Origin of the sequence: Bacillus sp. FSL E2-0195 (assembly GCF_038003645.1) — a bacterium.
Classification (GTDB): Bacteria; Bacillota; Bacilli; order Bacillales; family Bacillaceae_G; genus Bacillus_A; species Bacillus_A mycoides.
Genome location: NZ_JBBOPN010000002.1, coordinates 524,594 through 545,721 on the forward strand (window position 1 = coordinate 524,594; position 21,128 = coordinate 545,721).

At 34.8% G+C, this 21,128-nt stretch carries 13 protein-coding genes and 1 pseudogene; 2 read left to right on the top strand and 12 right to left on the bottom strand.

Going from position 1 to position 21,128, the window contains the following annotated elements:
• Position 1: 1 nt before the first annotated feature.
• Genes MHH59_RS29860 through MHH59_RS30965 form a run of 3 tightly spaced genes read right to left on the bottom strand, consistent with a single transcriptional unit; the run spans position 2 to position 5,989 of the window.
• Positions 2–4,558: an amino acid adenylation domain-containing protein gene (locus MHH59_RS29860; RefSeq protein ID WP_340853619.1), complete on the bottom strand. Its 4,557-nt coding sequence runs from the start codon at positions 4,556–4,558 to the stop codon at positions 2–4.
• Between the two features lie 14 nt (positions 4,559–4,572).
• Positions 4,573–5,835, bottom strand: coding sequence for an MFS transporter (locus MHH59_RS29865; RefSeq protein ID WP_078204138.1), 1,263 nt, complete (start codon positions 5,833–5,835; stop codon positions 4,573–4,575).
• A 22-nt stretch (positions 5,836–5,857) separates the two neighbouring features.
• Positions 5,858–5,989 (bottom strand): DnaB-like helicase N-terminal domain-containing protein, encoded by a 132-nt coding sequence (locus MHH59_RS30965; protein ID WP_003192741.1) that lies wholly within the window; start codon positions 5,987–5,989, stop codon positions 5,858–5,860.
• 555 nt (positions 5,990–6,544) lie between these two features.
• Between MHH59_RS30965 and MHH59_RS29870 the strand changes: the two genes are divergently transcribed.
• A complete protein-coding gene (locus MHH59_RS29870) occupies positions 6,545–7,705 on the top strand; it encodes a serine hydrolase domain-containing protein (RefSeq protein ID WP_340853622.1) in 1,161 nt (386 codons plus the stop codon).
• A 649-nt stretch (positions 7,706–8,354) separates the two neighbouring features.
• Here the strand turns inward: MHH59_RS29870 and MHH59_RS29875 are convergent.
• A pseudogene (locus tag MHH59_RS29875) lies at positions 8,355–8,624 on the bottom strand (serine hydrolase); the annotation flags it as partial.
• Here MHH59_RS29875 and MHH59_RS29880 point away from each other — a divergent pair.
• On the top strand, positions 8,548–9,027 hold the full coding sequence (locus MHH59_RS29880; protein ID WP_308027096.1) for a TetR family transcriptional regulator: 480 nt from the start codon (positions 8,548–8,550) through the stop codon (positions 9,025–9,027). The pseudogene MHH59_RS29875 and the gene MHH59_RS29880 overlap by 77 nt on opposite strands.
• 253 nt (positions 9,028–9,280) lie before the next feature.
• Here the strand turns inward: MHH59_RS29880 and MHH59_RS29885 are convergent, their stop codons facing one another.
• The 8 genes from MHH59_RS29885 to MHH59_RS29920 all read right to left on the bottom strand — a co-directional run bounded on the left by MHH59_RS29885 (position 9,281) and on the right by MHH59_RS29920 (position 20,836).
• Positions 9,281–9,403, bottom strand: coding sequence for a hypothetical protein (locus MHH59_RS29885; RefSeq protein WP_003192791.1), 123 nt, complete (start codon positions 9,401–9,403; stop codon positions 9,281–9,283).
• 294 nt (positions 9,404–9,697) lie between these two features.
• Positions 9,698–10,741 carry a methyltransferase gene (locus tag MHH59_RS29890; RefSeq protein ID WP_002203968.1) on the bottom strand — a complete coding sequence of 348 codons (1,044 nt, stop codon included), beginning with the start codon at positions 10,739–10,741 and terminating at the stop codon, positions 9,698–9,700.
• Positions 10,742–10,809: 68 nt separating this feature from the next.
• On the bottom strand, positions 10,810–12,030 hold the full coding sequence (locus MHH59_RS29895; protein WP_002203967.1) for a hypothetical protein: 1,221 nt from the start codon (positions 12,028–12,030) through the stop codon (positions 10,810–10,812).
• Between the two features lie 376 nt (positions 12,031–12,406).
• Positions 12,407–12,613, bottom strand: a complete 207-nt coding sequence (locus tag MHH59_RS29900) for a hypothetical protein (protein WP_033713875.1) — start codon at positions 12,611–12,613, stop codon at positions 12,407–12,409.
• A gap of 174 nt (positions 12,614–12,787) precedes the next feature.
• Entirely contained in the window at positions 12,788–12,904 is a 117-nt protein-coding gene (locus MHH59_RS29905) for a DNA topoisomerase I (protein WP_002203966.1), read from the bottom strand.
• Between the two features lie 1,068 nt (positions 12,905–13,972).
• Positions 13,973–16,219 carry a putative mucin/carbohydrate-binding domain-containing protein gene (locus tag MHH59_RS29910; protein ID WP_340853624.1) on the bottom strand — a complete coding sequence of 749 codons (2,247 nt, stop codon included), beginning with the start codon at positions 16,217–16,219 and terminating at the stop codon, positions 13,973–13,975.
• A gap of 238 nt (positions 16,220–16,457) precedes the next feature.
• A complete protein-coding gene (locus tag MHH59_RS29915; protein ID WP_340853626.1) occupies positions 16,458–18,449 on the bottom strand; it encodes a DUF3472 domain-containing protein in 1,992 nt (663 codons plus the stop codon).
• Positions 18,450–18,589: 140 nt separating this feature from the next.
• On the bottom strand, positions 18,590–20,836 hold the full coding sequence (locus MHH59_RS29920) for a M60 family metallopeptidase (RefSeq protein WP_340853628.1): 2,247 nt from the start codon (positions 20,834–20,836) through the stop codon (positions 18,590–18,592).
• Positions 20,837–21,128: the final 292 nt, after the last annotated feature.

Here is a 21,128-nt window from a genome sequence, read left to right on the forward strand (position 1 = left end):
TTTACACCCTCTTCTTTGTTAATTTAAGTAATACTTTGCTCAAGTTTTCTTCCGTAAGATCCTCAGCATCAGCAAAATCTGATACTGTAAAAGCTGACTCTGTTGTTGGTTTATTAATAAGTTGAAGAAGATGCCTCAACATACCATCTGCTATCGCTTGAATTTTTAATCTAGAAAACTGTTCTCTACTATATATCCAAACAAAATGTAACTTCTCATCTTTTACCATACCGATAACCTCAATTAGATGAGATGGCTTGGAATCTGGAGCATGATCTAAAAATGTAAACCCTGTCTCTTGCATAAACAAAGATTCTTTTGAAAACACTTGATCAAATTGGCCCAAATAGTTAAAGCTTATTGAAGGCTTTTGCTGATAAAACGGAAGTAATTCTTTTTTCAAGTAACGTAAAATACCATAATCAACTCCGCGATTCGGAATTTGACGCAATTGATCTTTTACAGCCTTTAATCCTTCAATAGGTGTTTTAGTTCCTTGAAAATTCAGATGAACAGGATAAATACTCGTGAACCAGCCCACTGTCCGTGATAGATCAATACCTTCAACCATCTCTTCTCTCCCGTGTCCTTCTAGATGAATAGAAACCGTTTGCTGATTTGTAAAATCGACGATAGCTTGTCCTAATGCCGCCAATAGTACCTCATTTATCCTTGTCTTATGAGTCACTGGAACTTCTTGTAACAATGCATGTGTTTCTTCTACGCCTAAAGTCCTCGTCACTTGATCAATCGATTCTTCTGTTGTTTCTTGCATTGGATAGTCCATTGAAATTTTCATCGTTTCTTTTTCTACCCGTTCATTCCAATAATCTTGTACTTCTTTTGAAACACCCGAATCACTGTATGCCTGCAGGCGTTCCGACCACTCTTTAAAAGATGTACTTTTCGCAGGTAGGCGAACTCCTTGACCTTGTTTCATCTGGTTATATACCACCTGTAAATCTTCCAATAGAATTCTCCACGATACTCCATCTACTACTAAATGATGAATCACCCAGAATATTCGATCATTTCCAGACAAGGTGTCCTCAAAGTAAACTACTCTCATTAACGGACCTGTAACTAAATTGAAACTAGTTTGAGTAATGTTCATCTCTTCTTGTATTACTTTATTCCACGCTTGTTCATTAGCTTTGTTCCGTTTTACCACATGAAGTACAGAATGCTCATCAGTCCTTTCATTTCTCTGCCTCCACGTTCCATTTGGTAACTGTTCGTACCGGAAACGTAAAGCATCATGATGTTTTAGTAAGTTTAAGATCGCTCCTTCTAGTAACTTCACGTCCAATCTCTCTTTTACTCTTAAAAGCATTGATTGATTCCAATGCTCCGGACGTGAATGTTCTTGCTCGAAGAACCAGTACTGAATTGGAGTAAGGGGCACTTCTCCTGTCACAATTCCCTGCTCCGCTTGCACTCCCTGCGTTTCTATAGCCACTTGTGCCAACTCGGCAATGGTTGGGCATTCAAACATTTGCTTTGGAGTAAGTTTTAACCCCACTTGACTTGCTTGAGATATGATTTGAATACTGAGAATCGAGTCACCACCAATTTCAAAGAAATTATCATAGATTCCCACCTTTTTAACACCTAACACATGCTTCCAGATGGTAGCCAGTATCTGTTCGTTACTATTCCGAGGGGCAACAGCTTCACTTTTAATCTGCTTTTCCTCCGGCACAGGTAAGGCCTCACGATCAACTTTACCGTTAGCTGTAAGTGGAATAGCTTCCATCGTCACAAATCCCGAAGGGACCATATAGCTCGGTAGTTTCGCTTTAAGGTACTCTCTCCACGCACCTACATTTCCATCTCCTACAACATATGCTACTAATCGTTTATCACCCGGTTGATCTTCTCTTACAATTACAACTGCCTCTTTTATAGATGCATATGCATTTAAAGTAGACTCAATCTCCCCAATCTCAATTCGGAAACCACGTATTTTAACCTGATGATCAATTCTTCCACGATAATCCAGATTCCCATCCGGCAAATACCTCGCTAAGTCTCCTGTCCGGTATAATCTTGCTTTCGAATCACTACTAAATGGATGAGATATAAAGCGCTCTGCTGTTAATTCAGGTCTATTTAAATACCCACGTGCAAGCCCTGCCCCGCCAATATAAAGCTCACCATCTACACCTATAGGAACAGGTTGTTGATAGGCGTCTAGTATATACACTTCTAAATCTGGAATTCGTTTTCCGATATTACTTCTTGAAGCATGCTGCACATCATCTAGAGTAATCGGATAATATGTAACATGAACTGTAGTTTCTGTAATTCCATACATGTTAATTAACTGCGGTTCTTTCTCACCATATCTTTGAAACCATGGTAACAAGCTAATAGGTTCTAACGCTTCTCCACCAAATATCACATAACGCAGCTGCAAGTTTTTATTCTCATCTTCTTGTTCACACACCTGTATTAATTGTCGAAATGCGGAAGGCGTCTGATTTAGAACCGTGACTTCTTCCTCTACCAATAGTTGATAGAAATCCTTAGGCGATCGACTAATCCAGTAAGGAACAACAACCAGTTTTCCACCATACAATAATGCTCCCCAAATTTCCCATACTGAGAAATCAAATGCATAAGAATGAAAAAGCGTCCAAGTATCTTTTTCATTAAACTGATACCAACATTCCGTTGATTTAAATAAACGAATAACATTGTGATGCTCTACCATGACGCCCTTCGGATTCCCTGTTGATCCCGAAGTATAGATTACGTAAGCTAGGTGTTGAGGATTTACATTAGAAATCGGTAAAGTCTTACTTTCTTGCTCAATCTCATCTCGATCACGATCAAGACAAATCGATTTTATATTTTCTGGTAACCATTTCAATCCTTTTAAACTTTCTTGCGTTACAACTAATTGAATGCTAGCATCTTCTAAAATATACTGAAGTCGCTGCTCTGGATATGTTGGATCAAGTGGAACATAAGCTCCACCAGCCTTCAAAATCCCCAAAATGCCTACAATCATTCCCAGAGAACGTTCAACACAAAGGCCCACCAAAGAATCGGGTCCTATTCCTTTTTTCTGTAGATAATGTGCTAACTGATTTGCACGTTCATTTAGCTCTCTATAGGTAATCCTCTCCTTTTCATACATAACTGCAATAGCATTTGGATAAATCATCGCTTGCTGTTCAAACAATTCATGAATGGTTGCATGATATGGAAAGTCAAGCTTTGGTTCATTGAACTCTACTAAACTTTTTCTTTTATCTTCTTCTGAAATAATTTCAATCTCAAAAACTTTTTGCTTTGGGTTTTTAAATGTATTTTCTATTATTGCTAACATGGTTTTAAAAAAGCGGTTTATCTCTTCTTTAGAAAATAGCTCTTTACGATAGTCAATATGTACTTGTAAAGAGTCTATATCAGTCAAATTCTCAATATGTACTGCAAAATCTTGCATTTCTTCACCATTTGGAATCCAAAGTGAGTCACCACTTTCATCACGATCTCTATAATCAATCGTAGTTCCGAAAAGTCTAACATTGCTGTTGTTCTCTTTATTAATCTGCTTTAATAACAAATCAAATGGAAATTTCTGATGTCGTAATGATTTACTTTGTTTTCTGGACACTCGACCAATAAATGAAAGCACTTCTTCTTCAGGGGCGATATCCATTCTTAGAGGAACTGTACTCACCATCATTCCAATTAATTCCCGCTCCATTTTAGTCATACGATTGCCATAAGCCATTCCTAATGCAATATCAAGCGACGAGGTCCACCGATAAATCGACAACGAAAACGCAGCAACAAAAAGAGAATATACACTTAATTTATAATCTTCAGAAAATAACTCTATCTTTTTCTTCAAATGCTCCGATAATATAAACGTTTCACGTGATGCTTTGGTACTAACTTGGTACGTATTATAAGGCTTCAATCCCGTCACAGATGGAATTGTTTTAAATTCCTCTAACCAGAATTTTTGATCTTTTTGAAAGCGAATACTATTCAAGTATGTTTGTTCATTGGCCAGAAATTGAACATATGAATTTCTAATTTCGCCTTCCTCAGTCTCGTTATGCATCTCATAATAATATTTTGCAATCTGACTGGTAAATATTTGGATTGATAAACCATCCATGATAATATGATGAACATTCCCAAAGACTGCACATTCATTATCGTTTAATTTTATTAAAGCGAAATAGTATAAATCTGAATTAAATAATGTAAACGTTTCTTTTGTTTTCTGCTCAATCCATTTCTCAAGCAAATCTGAATCCTCCACGGAACTGAAATCGAAAAACTCAAATTCTTGTTCTTCATGTTTAATAAAATATTGTTCAGGTTCCTGATGCCCATTTTCTTTTAATCTGATGCAAAGACCATCATTTTCACTAATAACACGATTCACAACTCGATTTAATTTTGAATAATCCATTTTTCTATGAAGTTTAAACAAAAACCTTAAATTACATATCCCTTTACCCGAATGAATAACTTCTGTATACCATATTCTCCTCTGTGGATGACTTAACGGATAACATTCCTCATTGGCCATAAAAAATCTTCCCTTCAAAAATTATTTACTCTTACAGGTTCTTGTTTATGTGTAACCCATAAATATTTCTGTAGTGCAACCCCAATTACTGCAATGATGATGAGCCCAATACCCACATAAAAATAGAGTTCAATTACTCCGAAAAAGTGAACCAGTGGACCGCTCATAGCAGGAGAAATAATGAGGGCTGCATTTGCTAAACTGCTTTGAATCCCAAATACTCTTCCGACCTGTTCTTGATGAGATTCTATTTGTAGAATGACTTGATTGGATACAAACATAAGTCCACTTCCAATACCAGCTATAAAACTGATCAGATAGGCAAAAATGAGGGATGCATCAGGACTTATCAGAGTTATCAGACTTATTCCCCCAAAGCCAATTCCCATTAAAGCAATACCTCCACATATTACCCAACCATATTGAAAATGTTTTAATTTCTGAGTTAAGAATGCGCCAATTATTCCCCCAAGACCAATAATAGAAATGATGTATCCCATTTTACTCTTATCATTTGGGAACAAGCTCTTAAATAAAGTAGGGAACTGTGAGTCTACTAATTGTAATACTGCCATAGCTATTGTAAAGAAAATCATGGTTGATAATATCATCCGATTGGATAATACATAACCCCAGCCTTGTAACCAAGCAGTCCAAGTACTTTGCTTTTTCTTTTCTATATGTTCTCTTGACAGAGATTCCTGTAACCTTATTGTGGGCAACAGAACCAAAGCAGCTAGTAAACAGCATATTGCCCTTATAATCAGACAAAACTCTGGCTGAAACCAGCTCAGCAACATTCCTCCTATAAGTGGGCCCAGTATCTTGGTTCCTTGCTCAACTATCCCATTGATACTTACTGCTTTGGTAAGCAGATCAGGAGAAACAATCTGTCGTGTTAGTGTTTGCTGTGCAGGATAGTAAAAAACGGTGAAAATGGAACGAACCATTAATGCTAACAAAAGCCAATGAATATTTTGGACAAATAAAAGAACAATTGTTAATAAACCAACCATTAGATTACAAAACATCATAATTGGAATTTTTCTAAAGCGATCAGCAATCACGCCTGCCCATGAACTAAATATAATCCCAGGAAGTGCATACGCAACAGGAATTAATCCAATCATGGTGGGGTCTACTTCCCATTCAAAACTAACAATGGTCATAATGGCTAACATGTCAATAAATACTCCGAGCATAAGCAGTGAATACGCAGAGAAAACTTGTAAATAAATTGTATTTCCCCATAGACTTTTTGATTCGGTAATTTTCATAAAAACGAGCTCCTTAAGTTTACTAAATAGGGACGATAGAAACTAATTGGGTGGAATAAGAGACTTCTCCCGCCTCTTCAACCCTATTCTTTTTTTGCAGTTCGTTTGTGATGGTAATGAAATCAATAGCTTGCTTTGACTTTCTCAAAGACACTAACGCTCTAAAAGTGAGATATTGACTAACAATTAAATCATAACACTCCTATTAATGGGATTATTTTCTAAAAATAATATAGAAAACAATGAATATTCCGATTATTCTTTTCTGAAAACCAGAAATATTTCTATAAAACAACTAAATTAAGATTAAATCGTATCGCAGATTTTAAATAATATTAATAAATAGAATCTATTTTAAACGTAAGAAATTTGTAAGGAATGGGTAAGGAAAAAGAGAGTTTCATTGTATAGGATAAAAATATTACGAGGCGTGAAAGGCGGAACAGATATGACTTATATATGAAAAACAAACTAGTAACAAAAGTGTTTCAAGGAAAAGAAGTAATTTCTGTGGTTTACAAACATGTGAAAAAAGAGAGATTTACCGTTTGTTAGGGCAGAATGGCGTTGATAAAATAATACTTATGAAGATAATTACAAATTCAATGTTGACCTTTTGTAATCGGTGAAGATGATAGCTGTGTGGTTAGTATGAAACAGCAAGCAACCACCTATACAATATGAATAGAGGAGAGGAGAGGAATGCCTTATGAAAACACGTAGTCAAATTACATGTGCAAGTCTGGCCCTTTTAATAGCTGGAAGTTCTCTATTATATACAACACCAACCTCAATTGTAAAAGCAGAGCCCACTCAGAATGTATCTAGTTCGTTACAAACAAATACTCAACGAGATCGTACTTCCGTCAAGCAAGCAATGCGGGATACATTGCAACTTGGATACCCGGGGATACTTGCTAAAACTTCTGAGGGTGGAAAAACGTGGGGGTATGCCGCTGGGATAGCGAATCTAAGCACCAAGCAATCAATGAAAACAGATTTTCGCTTTCGCATTGGCAGCGTGACGAAGACGTTCACCGCAACGGTTGTACTTCAATTGGCTGGAGAGAACCGCTTGAATCTAGACGACTACATCGAAAAATGGTTGCCTGGTGTCATTCAAGGAAACGGATATGATGGTAACCAGATTACTATCCGGCAGATATTGAACCATACAAGTGGTATCGCTGAATACTCAAGGTCAAAAGACGCTGATTTTATGGATACAAAAAAATCGTATATGGCTGAAGAGTTAGTGAAGATGGGGATTTCTCTGCCCCCAGACTTTGCCCCAGGAAAGGGTTGGTCTTATTCAAACACAGGATACGTATTACTGGGCATTCTTATTGAAAAAGTAACCGGAAACAGCTATGCGGTAGAGATTGAAAATCGGATTATTGAACCGCTTGAATTATCGAATACATTCCTACCTGGCAATTCAAGCGTTATTCCAGGCATCAATCATGCCCGTGGATATGTCCAACCAGACGGAACAAGTGAGCTAAAAGACGTTACTTATTATAACCCAAGTGTAGCTAGCTCAGCTGGAGATATGATTTCTACTGCTGACGACTTAAATAAATTCTTCTCTTACTTGCTCAGTGGCAAATTAATGAAAGACCAGCAACTAAAACAAATGCTTACTACAGTTCCTACAGGAAAAGAAGGAATCGATGGATATGGTCTTGGAATCTATGAAACTAAGCTTCCAAGCGGTGTCTCGATATGGGGACACACAGGTGGGTTTACTACTCTTGTTGGAGGTACACTTGGAGGCAAGCATACGTTGGTCGTCAATTGGAATAGTTTGGGTAGAACTGACAGTCCTAATCCTTTTAAAAATATTTTACTTGCTGAATTTAGCAAGTAGGAAAAAAGGAAAAATTTATCGTAGTTTTCATAGTTAAAAATATACTTTTCTGGTTCAAGAGCCCTAATTTATTTTCAGGAAAAATTTGGGACTTTTTTTGTTTTGGTGGCGTTTATTCTTCTTAAGTTGATGGATGTACGGTGCTACCCCATGCCCATCAACTTAAGAAGTTGGTTGTTCCCCAAAATGAAAAAATGAATTGAACTTTCATAAATAACTGTAGGGATATAAAATTTTCGTTTTGGGGGTTATTTCAAAATCTTAGGTTGATGGGTATGTGGTAGGGCCCTGTATTTGACTCTTTTTCTACACCTAGATATTCTAGTGTTCGTTCTAACATAAGTGCAGCCTGTTGATGTGTGAGTGTGCCATGTTGGTTAAACTTAGTAGCCGAAACACCTCGGATAATTCCTGCATCGTATAGGGCTTGTACATCATAATGCCGGCTGCGAACGTATTTACACCGAGAAGATGAGTGGGGCAAAAGTTGATTGCCCAGAACTGGTATGCTAGCTATTCTTGCAGAGTTTGAGCGTGATATTATTCGTGGAAAGCCTCTTCGTAAAGATCATACGTAAATACAAACAAAACCAGCAAAACACCTCTTCTGTGTCGTACTGGTTTTGTTGAAGTCCATCTAGAATTGTAGCTAGTTCAACGTGATTGCAAATTCCGAGGTCGGCGCGCCAGCAAATACAACCGTTCCGTTCTTCGGCAGTTTTACTTTGTTATTGCCGCTCACAACGGTAAAATTGACACATACTCCCTTCTCATCATACACCGCGAACGAACTCTTCGATGGCAAAGCCACGGTCATCGTTTTCCCCGCTGCCGCTTGTGGGATCGTAAACCATTTCGCATACCCATTTGCTTGCAGCGTAACTTTGGATGATTGGCCTGCATCAAGCGGTTTTACATTGCGTGACTGCTATATGCGTTATATTCAGCTTAAACGCTCACAATTATTTAACTTATATAAAGCGGAAAAAGATGTTTTACTTCGAATACAAAAGGTCCTTCATTATATTAGTACAGAATATCATCAAGATCCTTTTGTTTCTACACTCTTTCAAGAATATAAAGAGTACCATTCACCTGAAATCACAGCTTGTTTTAAAGAATCTGAAGAAGAGGCAATTAAAATGATAAGTGATTTACTTGAAAAAGGTTATCAGCAAGGAGCTTTGCATAACGTACCGTTACCGCTAACAGCTTTTATGTTAGTACGAATGATTTTTGACTATGAACTGGATTATATAAAAAGTGAGAAAAGCGATAAAGAATTTTTACAATTGCTAAAGCATATGCTTCTTAAAAACTAGTTTTAATAACATACAAAAAACAACATAATCTGCTTTATGTAGAAAATATAAATCTAGCCAAGTGATTGGTAACAAGTGTTATTATAGTTTTAACAGAATATTGATAGTTGTATTTTGGACGATAGGAATAGGATATGTGAACTCCCCCGACTTAGTGGCTCTTACGAGCTTTCTTAAAGTGGTGCTTCTCGGTTAGTCGTTACTTTTGTTAGCTAACGAATTCGTCCTAATATAGCTGAGTTATTGTAGCTGCTTACAATTGACTACATAATCGAACGAGATAATCACTCGCTGTACGTTGACTTACCCAAATACAGAGGATAGCTACTTCACTTTCAGAAAATAGTTGTAATTCATCTTGAATCGAAAGATTCATAAAAAAACGTTATTTATTCTATATAGCTTTTTAGAAAAAATAACGTTTTTTACACTCGGGTGATGTGAAAATTCTTAAACTGTCGGGCATGTGACAGAAAACCTAGAAGAAATTAGCTGAAAAATCAAATAAATAACTTCCTTATTAATACCAAATCCATTGATTATTATTAAATGTAAGTTATCATCAATCGATATGTATACAAAAAAACCTTTCTTACGAAAGGTTGAGCAGAATAATTCATTTCCTACTTATCACTGAGCTTTTCCCTTTACAATCTCGAAGTAAGAGTTTTTAGGGCTTTCGAGCGACTAATATACCATTAGCCCCTGGGGAATGAAATGTAATTCTTTGGATATCTATAAATCCAATATTTTTTAACCAACCCTCATATTCTGACCAACTGTAGTTTCGGCCTTTTATTGTTTCAATAAGCATATTTAATGACATGAGAGCCGCGGATATAGGTCCAGTTTTATCATCATCAATCATTAGTTCACTTATAATAATACTTCCACCTTCAGGAAGTACATTATAACATTTTTGTAAAATCTCATGATTTTCCTCAGGTGACCAATTTTGAAGAAGCATTGAAAGAAGAATAACATCTGATCCTTTAGGTAACTCCTCTTTAAAAAAATCTCCAGTATGCGTTTTAATTCGATGAGATAATTCTGCCTGTTCAATTTTTTCTTTAGCAATTTTTAATGCAGGTGCTAAATCGAAAACTACTGCATGTAAATCAGGGTATTTTTGTACTGCTTCTATACAATATGCCCCAGAACATCCACCGACATCAAGAAGTTGCGTATTTTGGGAGAAATCAAAAACCTTAGTAAGCTCTTTCCCTGTTTGAATACTCCAGCTATGCATACCCTCTGTAAAAATCCGCTGTTCTTCAGGGTTAACAGAAATAGACTCAAAAATCCCTAGAGAATCATCTTTTAATACTTGCATCTGATCGGTTTTAATAGCTTCTGTGAGCTTACTCCAGGGGATATATTCTCTTTTATCCAACATAGTTATAACTCCACCGAAGTAATAAGGTTCACCTTTAACTAAAAATTTATTTGATAAAGGGGAATTATAATACAATTCTCCTTTCTTTGTAAGTAAACCTAAAGCAGTACATGCAGTTAATAACATTTCGGCAGGACGCATCTGAATTTCTAGTTCCTTTGTTACTTCTTTTATATTTATACCTTGTTTGGGCATTATATTAAAAATCTCTAATTCTACAGCTGATGCAAGTGCTTTAGAAGCCCAAAACCCAGTTGCAATATTCAGTAAATTATTAGCTGATATATCTTCTATTTTATTTTTAATCTGACTATTCATTTCTCCCACTCCTTATTATAGATAGTTATACATATTACAAGTTCAAAAGAATAAGAATATAGTATCAATCATAAATGATACAAGCGCGATGTAGAAGTCTCTTCTATGATTTCATCAAGTTGGATACGAAGTTGCTGTAATCGGTCTTCTCCTTCTATAGTCATTCCTGTAGAAAGATACTCCTTTTGTGGAATGTTTTTTTCAGATAAAGTGAATACAGCTCTCGATTTATGCATGATTCGCCAACGTTTTACTGTATCTATACATACATTAAATTTGTTAATTAATTCTTCATTGGTAACTATTATAGGTTGTATTTCTTTAGCTAGTTTTTCGATTAACTCTATGATGCTTCTTTGTTCATATGTCATATACATACGAGATTCTTGTAATAAGATTCTCATAGAAGATTTACCAGAAATCTGTAGTATAGCATCAACAATGTGAACAATTGGGGACATTGGACCACTTGCTCCTGTTAGTATCTTTCCGGATTTTGAAGCGAGGCCCCAAATCATGAATGGTTGAATAGATGATAAAAAACTTTCTCCGCTAAAACTTCCCTTTTTCAAAGTGCTTGCAAACATTTTTGTTATATTTATTACTATCTTATGAAGTTCATCAAGTAGGATAGTAATAGATTCTGTTGTGAGTCCACTTAAAATTACATTCTTGATTACTGGAAATATGGATGCACCGATAGCTTCCATTCGAACAATGGTCATTGAAAAGTTTTTATGATGTTCTCTGTGCTCTTCAGTTGCCCAACAGAATATCGGTTGTAACCCTTCACCTTTAATTACATTTTCTATATTATAAATTTGATTAGAACCAATGTTATCGACCTTCCAGTTATAGAGCATTAAATTGTGAAGAGTACCGACTGGTGGCATTCCAAGTTTCTCATTAATATATTGCCAGTATTCCAAGCAATATTCCGGAATATCTAGTGTTTTTCTAGCATATTCGCCGGATTTAGGTGGAATAGTATCCCATCTGAAACTATGAAATATAATTGCTAATCGAGTACTTAGATTATTAAGTTCATAGTTATTTAATGATTTTACATTATTTACATCAAAAAGTTTCTTATGCTTTGCAAGAAACTCTTTCACTAAATTTCGCGCACCTAGATAATGTAATTCCTGTATACATTGATTTGCTAAAATATCAAATTCCGATAAGTAATTAGGAAGTTGATGTAATTGTAATGGTGTAGTATTAGGTAAAAAACCATGAGAATATTTATCTAATTTTTGAATATCTAACTCATTAAAAGCTTTTGACATTATGATTCCTCCATAAATTGATTCGAAATGTTTTATTAAAACTTTTTGGGATTTCTATAAATAGTTGGTATAGTATATATTTTCTTATTGGAGATTACTTGTCTGTAAACAGAGCGAACTTGCTTTATAAGTGTTAAGGGGACTTCCTTACTTTTGAATCGATATAGAAAATATGATATTCTCAGGACTTAGTATAATTTGATAATCATACTTTCACAATATAATAATTGGAATTAATTAGAATCTGTGTATTGAGAAAGTTTTTATGTATATTTTGATCCCTCCTTTTCCTAAAATAAAAAAAGGTTATGTTGGAGACAACAGGGCCTTTTTTTCGTAAAATGATTATCCCATTAAATTCCCACAATCTACTTAATCAAAAAAATGGACTATATGCTGGATTCACTTCTTCATAATCACAACACAAGCAAAATCGAACCCACTTTGGATGTTCGTTAAACGTATCCCTGAATGATTGCTTTTTACATTTGGGACATGCTGATATTTCATTCCCCTTATTACGCTTCTGACTCTCCACATTCTCAAAAGATACATTTGTAGTTGGTATTTCATTCGTACACAATATACCTTCCCCCTCTCTTTTTTCAGGAATTTATAGACAACGAAAAAAGGACACACCTATGGCATATGTATGCGTAGGTGTGTCCTTTTGCAAGATAGATTTAGAGGTATTTTGTTACTTTCATCACATCATATTTCTTATTAATTTATATACAGAATTTAAGATTTTATGATATTATTTCTTTTTCTCATATACAAAAGTAATCCTCTTCTGTTCGGAGTCATATGTTAATTTCGCACCAAACATTTTTCCTGTTTTCTTCGATACAAATCCTTTAATTGTATCCATCATATGTATCAAACCTTTCTTTTTTGGTGTAAAAAGGGTTTTATTACATGATAAAAAGCACCCTACACAAGGATGCTCTTAATGCGATAAGGAGTTAGATATGAGTGAATAAGGAACAACGCAGGGTTGTACCTATACTTGTCCTTATCAAAAGGTGACATAATAACAGCACCCGTTTCCACGAGTACTTTGGTAAAAAAGGGATTAGATGAAATATAACTTGTTTTATACTATATGCTTGTCTCTTTTAAAGTGTGAAAATGAAAAAGAGCACTCTCCTTAAGTGCTCTCTCGCAAAGAATATCGGTAATTATATTTGCAACCGTTCTATATAAGTGTATGCTTCTCAATTATCTTTATGTCTGAAATTGCTATTATATAATCCATTACGGTATGTCATATTTCGTATAAAAAAGAGTAACCATACATCACTTGCTCTCATATTGTTTACTTTTAATATATATTATTATATTTTAGTAAGCATAACTACTAAAGGAGGAAATCTATGATTAACGCAATAGGTATAGCTTTCATTATTTCCTACGATTTGGCTAATACTGATAGTTTTTAAATCGAACAAAGTAATGCGCTTATTGAATCCATCAGTTCTCGAAAAATGATAAATAATGAAGGAAAGCCTGTATTAGAAATAACATGTAAATATAACATTCTAATGAATGAAGATACTGAATGCATAACTATTAATAATTACACAGGAAAGATATCACCTTTTCTTCGTTCAATAGTAGGACCAGGTCTTGTCATAACTGAAAATTATTATTTAAACCATGTTGATAAGCCCACTAAGCATATAAAAGAAATTATAAAGGAACTTTTAGAATAATAAGGGCAACCATGCATTCGTTGCCCTTTCGTCAAATGTCTATGTTATTACTATAAATCATTTTTTCAATAGGTAACATTCACGGAACCCAACATTGGAAAACCACTTTATTTTATTGGCTGTAATTTCCGTTTTGTAGGCACTTCAAAATGTTAGCTTAATGGGAATGAGGGAAACCCCATAATTACCATCAACATTTTGGCGTATTTTCAATATATATTAGACCCCTATGTTAGTGGCTTCCATAATGCCAAAGCGAATATCCAATTTGGGTCACCATTTCCTTGATGATTTTGAACAGCTTCATACACTTTCCCTTGATGCTCTACTTTGTCCCCCTTTGTATATGCCTTCCTCGGATCCCATTTTTCATAAGATACATTTTGATCTTTTGTTTTTATCAGAAGAATGTTACTTTGATTTGATGTATTTCCAGCTGCATCTACAGCCTTCACTGCATATTTATATTCCTTACTAACTTTTAGGTTTTGATCAGTAAACGTCGTTCCTTGTACCGTTTGAATCAATTGTCCATCACGTAATACCTGATATTCTTTTACACTTACATTATCTGAAGAAGGATTCCATTTTAGCTCTACACTGTTAGAAGTAACATTGCTTGCATATAATCCTTGTGGCTGTGTTGGAGCCTCTGTATCTGGCTTAGGAGTAACAATTTGATTTACTTTCTTCAAGCCATCCTTTGTAACCTCATACATTACCTTTTTATCAAAGCTTTCGTGCTTATTATTATCTAAATTTATTAACGTTGCTCTCTCTTCACCTTCTAGGTGTGTAAGTTCAATAAAATCGCCCACTTTTACTGGGACTGTTTTTGATTCAGCATTTTGCTGTTTATTCCCATAAACCTCTTTGTTATAGACCAATTTACCTGATGTGTTTTGCACTTTAATACTTGCATATGTGCCATCAAAGTAATGGTGTGGTACACCTGCTTTTAGGTCAATTTGCATTTCTTCTGTTGATTTATTTAAATTTACTTTTGCGAATTCAAAATCTCCAATCCCTTTCAGTGACCATGAAAACTGTTTTCCTTCCAAGATATCATCTGTATTTGGTACATGGCTTTTTATTTGAGTAAGAAGATCCATCATCGGTCGCGGTTCATTCGCAAAAACAGAAATGATACTGTTATTTAATTCTTTCCACTCAGCATTTGTTACATTTGGATTTTGTAACATAAGAGAAACGTAATCTTTCCATACTAAAAAATTGATTGGTAAAATATTGGTGGATATTTTATAAATTGCAATTTTATTATCTGCTGAAGTGATCGCTTTCGCTAACCAGCGTAATCGCTCTGATTGATCTAGTTTTACTGGGTCACGTTCAGCATTTTCAAATAGTAGCATATACGGTACTTGATTTGTCGGGCTATTATCTGACCAAGGAATAACAGTTGCATCATGACGGCTCGATTCACCCCATCCGGATATATCATTTCCTAAATTCCAAGAAGATGGTTTGTTATTCCATATGAGTGCACAATGTCCAGGTTGTCCAACAGGCATAGCTGCCACTCCAAAGGCTTGGCTTACTTGCGTACCAAACTTCGAAATATTACCGCATACCCCGCCAAATCTGTAAATGGAAGAAAGATTCCAACCTAAACCGTAGAATGCATCATTTCCAGCGTGAATGCTAACTCCATCTTTGTTATGGGTTGTATATTTAATCAAATATGCACTTTCCCCTACCTTATCTTGACTTTTAAGTTCTGGATGTTCCGTATTAATCATATTTCTTGCCCAAGTTAAATCTTCTTCTGGTGACCAAGTATTCACTACTAATCTTAAATGCCAAACATCATATGTTCTAAAGCAAGGAAGTAACTCGTTATTTTGATCTGCTGATTTATAATGTTGGTACCTTGTTAATGGATTAATAGGTTTATTGTTTGTCCAATATTTTATAGGTTCAGCATGAGCTAACGATGTGGATATCGCTAATTTTAAATACAATCCTTTGTGAGAATCTGCATCCGCATTCCAAATTGTATGCCATATCTCAAGTGCATTTACAGGATTTTTTCCAGTTGGACTACCACCTTCAAGATAGGTATTCATCACATCTGTATTTTTCATAGCCCAGCTAAGAAATTTTTGATGGTCAGCATCTTTTTTAGCAAATGCATCCATTGTTGCAGCACCTGTTTGTGATATGAATTGCCACTGAGCCAAAGCTGCTGCAAATACTGGATCTACAAGCTTCTTTTTTAAATTCTCTTCAGTAATACCCCCAATATTTCCATTCAGATATGCTGTGAGATTATTCAAATGAGCTTCAAAATTACCATTTGCAATTGCTTGATCCGTCTGTTGGTCCAATGTTTCTAAAGTGAATGTCTCTTGATTGAATGACATTGTTTCAGCTGAAACCTTTGTATGCGGAATCGTAGCAATACTTCCTAAAATAATCGGCATTGTTAATAATAAAGATGAAATCCTTTTCAAAATAATTCCCCCTTTTTTGTTTTTGACCTTTGACTGCTGCATGATTCTCGTTTATATAAAATAATTTCCATACTTAAAGGCATGAGGAATTAAACAGCCAACATGAATATAATTTGGTAGTTTCCTAACCTTTCGCAACTGGCTGACATAGTGGAATGCATCTTAGTCCCTATAACTTTCACTAATTTTACCTTTATCGAATTTCATTTTATAACGTGGTATTCCCACGCCCATCAACTTAAAAATTCAAAGTAAGTGGTTTCCATAACGATAAGGCAAATATCCAATTCGGATCACCATTTCCTTGATGATTTTGAACAGCTTCATACACTTTCCCTTGATGTTCTACTTTGTCGCCCTTTGTATATGCCTTCCTCGGATCCCATTTTTCATAAGATACATTTTGATCTTTTATTTTTATCAGAAGAATGTTACTTTGATTTGATGTATTCCCAGCTGCATCTACAGCCTTTACTGCGTATTTATATTCCTTATTAGCTGTTAGATTTTGATCAATAAACGTCGTACCTTGTATTGTTTGAATTAGTTGTCCATCACGTAATACCTGATATTCTTTTACACCTACATTATCTGTAGAAGAATTCCATTTTAGCTCTACACTGTTAGAAGTAACGTTACTTGCATATAATCCTTGTGGTTGTGTGGGAGCTTCTGTATCTGGTTTCGGATTAACAATTTTATCTACTTTCTTCAATCCCTCTTTTGTAATCTCATAGACCGCTTTATTCCCAAAACTTTCCTGAATGTTCTTTTCCATATTTGTAATAGTAGCTCGGTTCGCTCCTTCTAAATGTGTGAATTCGATAAAATCGCCTACTTTTACCGGAACTTTGGCTTGCTCAGCATTTTGTTGCTTATTTCCATAAATCTCTTTGTTATATACTACTTTACCTGATGTGTTTTGCACTTTAATACTTGCATATGTACTATCAAAGTAGTTATGTGGTACACCTGCTTTTAAATCAATTTGCATTTCTTCTGTTGATTTATTTAAATTTACTTTCGCAAATTCAAAATCTCCAATCCCTTTTAGCGACCATGCAAATTCGTTACCTTCTAAAATGTTTGGAGATTCATTTTTGATTTGTACCTTTTTCTCAACAGTTTGATCAAATAAATCTGTTAATATAATTTTTGCATAAGCATTTGTAGATAATAGTATAGATTGACTAATCTCACTTTGATAAGATTTAATATTATCAATTATCTCGATTGGTTGTCCTGTCATATTTTCATCATTATAAATTTCAATTTTACCTTTAAATTGTGGTGTGCTATTTTCTTTTAGTTTCCAGGATACATTTAATTTTTCATTTTCATAATATATAGATTGTATATCAAAATCTAGTTTTCCTATTTCAGGTTGAGTAGGTTGATTTAGTGTGAATATTTTTCCTGTTCCAATGGTAGATTGAGTATTACCTCCTGCTTTGACCCATACATATTCTGAAGTCGCTCCTCCATCATATTGATAAGAAGTATCATGCTGTCCAGAAATACTTTGATTATTCCAAGAATTCCATTGTTTATCTAATAACTTTCGACTATAACCATTTTTTAGGCGTGCTTCTCGAACATCCTGTCCATTACCAGCCCAGTCTTCTTGAAACATTCCTAATCCATGATTAAATGCAACATTAGCAACCGGAAAGTCCATAATTGCAATTAGATGCCATTTATTCTTTGTTACATCTTTCATCCATTGTCCAAATTTAGTATGACCATTTTCTTGCCATGAACGCATTGTCATTCTGTACCAATTGTGGTCTTTCCAACCATAAGTTGTTTGAACCTTCAGTCCTGTTCCTTCTCCTCCAAAGAGTCCAGCTTGTGAATTCGGAGATAAGTATTCGGCCTTTATTGCTTCTTTAGAGGCAATTGGATCCCATAAGGCAAAATGTAAAGTACGTTTTCCATTTTCATCAAACCCACTTTGTTGTTGAAAACCAGCATATCCTCCAGCTTCACCACCTGCATTCCAGTTGTGTACAGCCCAATACGTATAAGGTGCAGTCTGAACTGGTGACCAGTCTATACTAATAATATCTGAGGAAGCTGTATTTTGTGGACTCACATAAACTGAAGGAGCAGCTGAACGTGTTACTGCTTTAGTGTGCGAAATAGACGTTCCAAACATAGAAAACATGCTACATGCTGCGGTAATTATAATAACTTTATTAAATCTTTTTTTCGTTTTCTGACTAATCACTAATCTACTTCCTTTTCTAATTTTTATTTTTAAATAATAACTTAGTAGAGAAATCTATCAAAATTCAAGCAACATCCAGTAATTCTTTAAAATACTGACCCAATCTATGATGTTCTATATTCACATCTGATTCTTACATATTAATCGATTGTAAGTGGTTTCCATAAAGATAACGCAAATATCCAATTCGGGTCACCATTTCCTTGATGATTTTGAACAGCCTCATACACCTTCCCTTGATGTTCTACTTTGTCTCCCTTTGTATATGCCTTCTTCGGATTCCATTTTTCATAAGATACATTTTGATCTTTTGTTTTTATCGGAAGAATGTTACTTTGAATTGATGTATTTCCAGCTGCATCTACAGCCTTCACTGCATATTTATATTCCTTGTTAGCTGTTAAGTTTTGATCAGTAAACGTCGTTCCTTGTACCGTTTGAATTAGTTGTCCATCACGTAATACCTGATATTCTTTTACACCCACATTATCTGTAGAAGAATTCCATTTTAGCTCTACACTGTTAGAAGTAACGTTACTTGCATATAATCCTTGTGGCTGTGTGGGAGCTTCTGTATCTGGTTTCGGATTAACAATGTTATCTACTTTCTTCAATCCCTCTTTTGTAATCTCATAGACCGCTTTATTCCCAAAACTTTCCTGAATGTTTTTTTCCATATTTGTAATAGTAGCTCTGTTCGCACCTTCTAAATGTGTGAATTCAATAAAATTGCCTACTTTTACCGGAACTTTTGCTTGCTCAGCATTTTGTTGCTTATTTCCATAAATCTCTTTGTTATATACCACTTTACCTGATGTGTTTTGCACTTTAATACTTGCATATGTACTATCAAAGTAGTTATGTGGTACACCTGCTTTTAGATTAATTTGCATTTCTTCTGTTGATTTATTTAAATTTACTTTCACAAATTCAAAATCTCCAATCCCTTTTAGCGACCATGCAAACTGGTTTCCTTCTAAAATATTCGAAAAATTCGGTGTATCCGGTTTAACCGGATTAGAATCTGTACTTTTCCAAATTTCAGCCGTTAAATTTGGATACCCTAGTGCCGCTACTTTTTGGATTGTATCATTATTTGGGCGTAATCCCCATTTCTCAAAAAACGGAATTAAATTTTGTTTTGCTGCCTTTGATGCTGAAATCATAAATAATTGTTTTTTCGTTTCATCAGTTTGTGGAATCTCATTTGAAGGCATGTCTCTATACAGCTGATGCAACTTAGGATAGAAGTCTTCTCCGTACGCTAGTTGTAATTGCCAAAGCATTACAACTTTAACAAAAAGGTCACTAATGTCATCATAATTTTTATTAGGTTGTTCTAAGTATTGAAATGCCTTAGTATAAGCGCCCTCTTGTTGCAATCTAAAAGGTTGATTAGATGTAAATGCTTTTTCTACAGCAAGGCTGTAAAGATTGACTTGTACCTCTGTCATATTTTTAAAGTTCCAAGGCGTTTGTTGTCTCATATGTCCTGCCTCATGCCAAGGTCCCCATCCATCATTTGTAAATTTATTAATGTCTAATACATGTTGGATTGCATCTCCTACATATGCAGTTCTGTGAGGATATGCATACATATAATAATCCAGAGAATGGTTATCCTCCACATAATGCAGATAATGTTTATCTACTTGTTCTTCAGATAATCCAGATATTTTATCTTGAATTCTAGTAGCCTCATCCATTTTTTTTAAGAGTTGTACAGGATCTGTGTTAGAGTCTATCAAATATTTTTTAACACGAACTGGGCTAGCAGTAATCAATACGCGCTCCCCTTTTAATTCCACCGCATGTGCATTTGGATATTGATTGAGCATATTTATTAAATCTTGTTTCGTATGCTTTCCAAGTTCAAAGAGAGGAGTAGCCGTTCCGCCTGTTATTACTGTTGTTTGAATGGTACCACCTTGTTGTTTATTATAAAAATAAATCATTCCTCCATTTGGAGATTGAATTGTGTTTGTACCTGGATTTAAAGTAAATGATTTAATTTTGGAATCTTCCCTCCAAGAAGCATCGAACGAGAAAGTTCCAATATATGCTTGTATACTTTGATTTCCTTGTACCTGAATTGTTATTTGTTCATTTGGCTTAGCATATAACCCTGTTGGCTCGTATGCACTAAAATTTCTTTCCCTTCTTTCAATATTTTGAAGTTGGGAGACATCTCCTTTTCCTGGAACTGCAAATACTCGATTTTCCACATTAACAGAATTTTCATTCTGTAACGTTGTAGATACTTTCTTTTGCTGTGCTTGTTCTTCCGCAAAGACTTCTAATGAAGGCGTTATTCCAGTAGCAAACATAGATAATGTGGCAGTTATCATCACTAAATTTTTTGTTTTTTGTTGCTGTCCCCTTTTCATAATATCCCTCCGCTATATTTCCAAATACTTATAATATGAATATATAAGTAATAGATATTACTTATATATTCATATTATCTATTGACACATATTTACACAATTTAACATAAATATACTCATTTATATAAGATAATGAACATATTTCAATTCACTTGATAAGAAGAATAATCAAATGAATGTATGAGAAAAAGAAGGATTTTAATACGTTTATTATTAAAAACGTATTAAAATATTTAAAAATGTCAAAATATTAATACATTATGTTTTGGTACAAAAACTTCCAAGCAGTTGT

Excerpts from the sequence above, each read along its gene's own strand:
- MHH59_RS29860 (WP_340853619.1), bottom strand. The coding sequence starts at position 4,558 with ATGGCCAATGAGGAATGTTATCCGTTAAGTCATCCACAGAGGAGAATA.
- MHH59_RS29865 (WP_078204138.1), bottom strand. The coding sequence starts at position 5,835 with ATGAAAATTACCGAATCAAAAAGTCTATGGGGAAATACAATTTATTTA.
- MHH59_RS29870 (WP_340853622.1), top strand. The coding sequence starts at position 6,545 with ATGAAAACACGTAGTCAAATTACATGTGCAAGTCTGGCCCTTTTAATA.
- MHH59_RS29885 (WP_003192791.1), bottom strand. The coding sequence starts at position 9,403 with ATGAATCTTTCGATTCAAGATGAATTACAACTATTTTCTGAAAGTGAA.
- MHH59_RS29890 (WP_002203968.1), bottom strand. The coding sequence starts at position 10,741 with ATGAATAGTCAGATTAAAAATAAAATAGAAGATATATCAGCTAATAAT.
- MHH59_RS29895 (WP_002203967.1), bottom strand. The coding sequence starts at position 12,030 with ATGTCAAAAGCTTTTAATGAGTTAGATATTCAAAAATTAGATAAATAT.
- MHH59_RS29905 (WP_002203966.1), bottom strand. The coding sequence starts at position 12,904 with ATGATGGATACAATTAAAGGATTTGTATCGAAGAAAACAGGAAAAATG.
- MHH59_RS29920 (WP_340853628.1), bottom strand. The coding sequence starts at position 20,836 with ATGAAAAGGGGACAGCAACAAAAAACAAAAAATTTAGTGATGATAACT.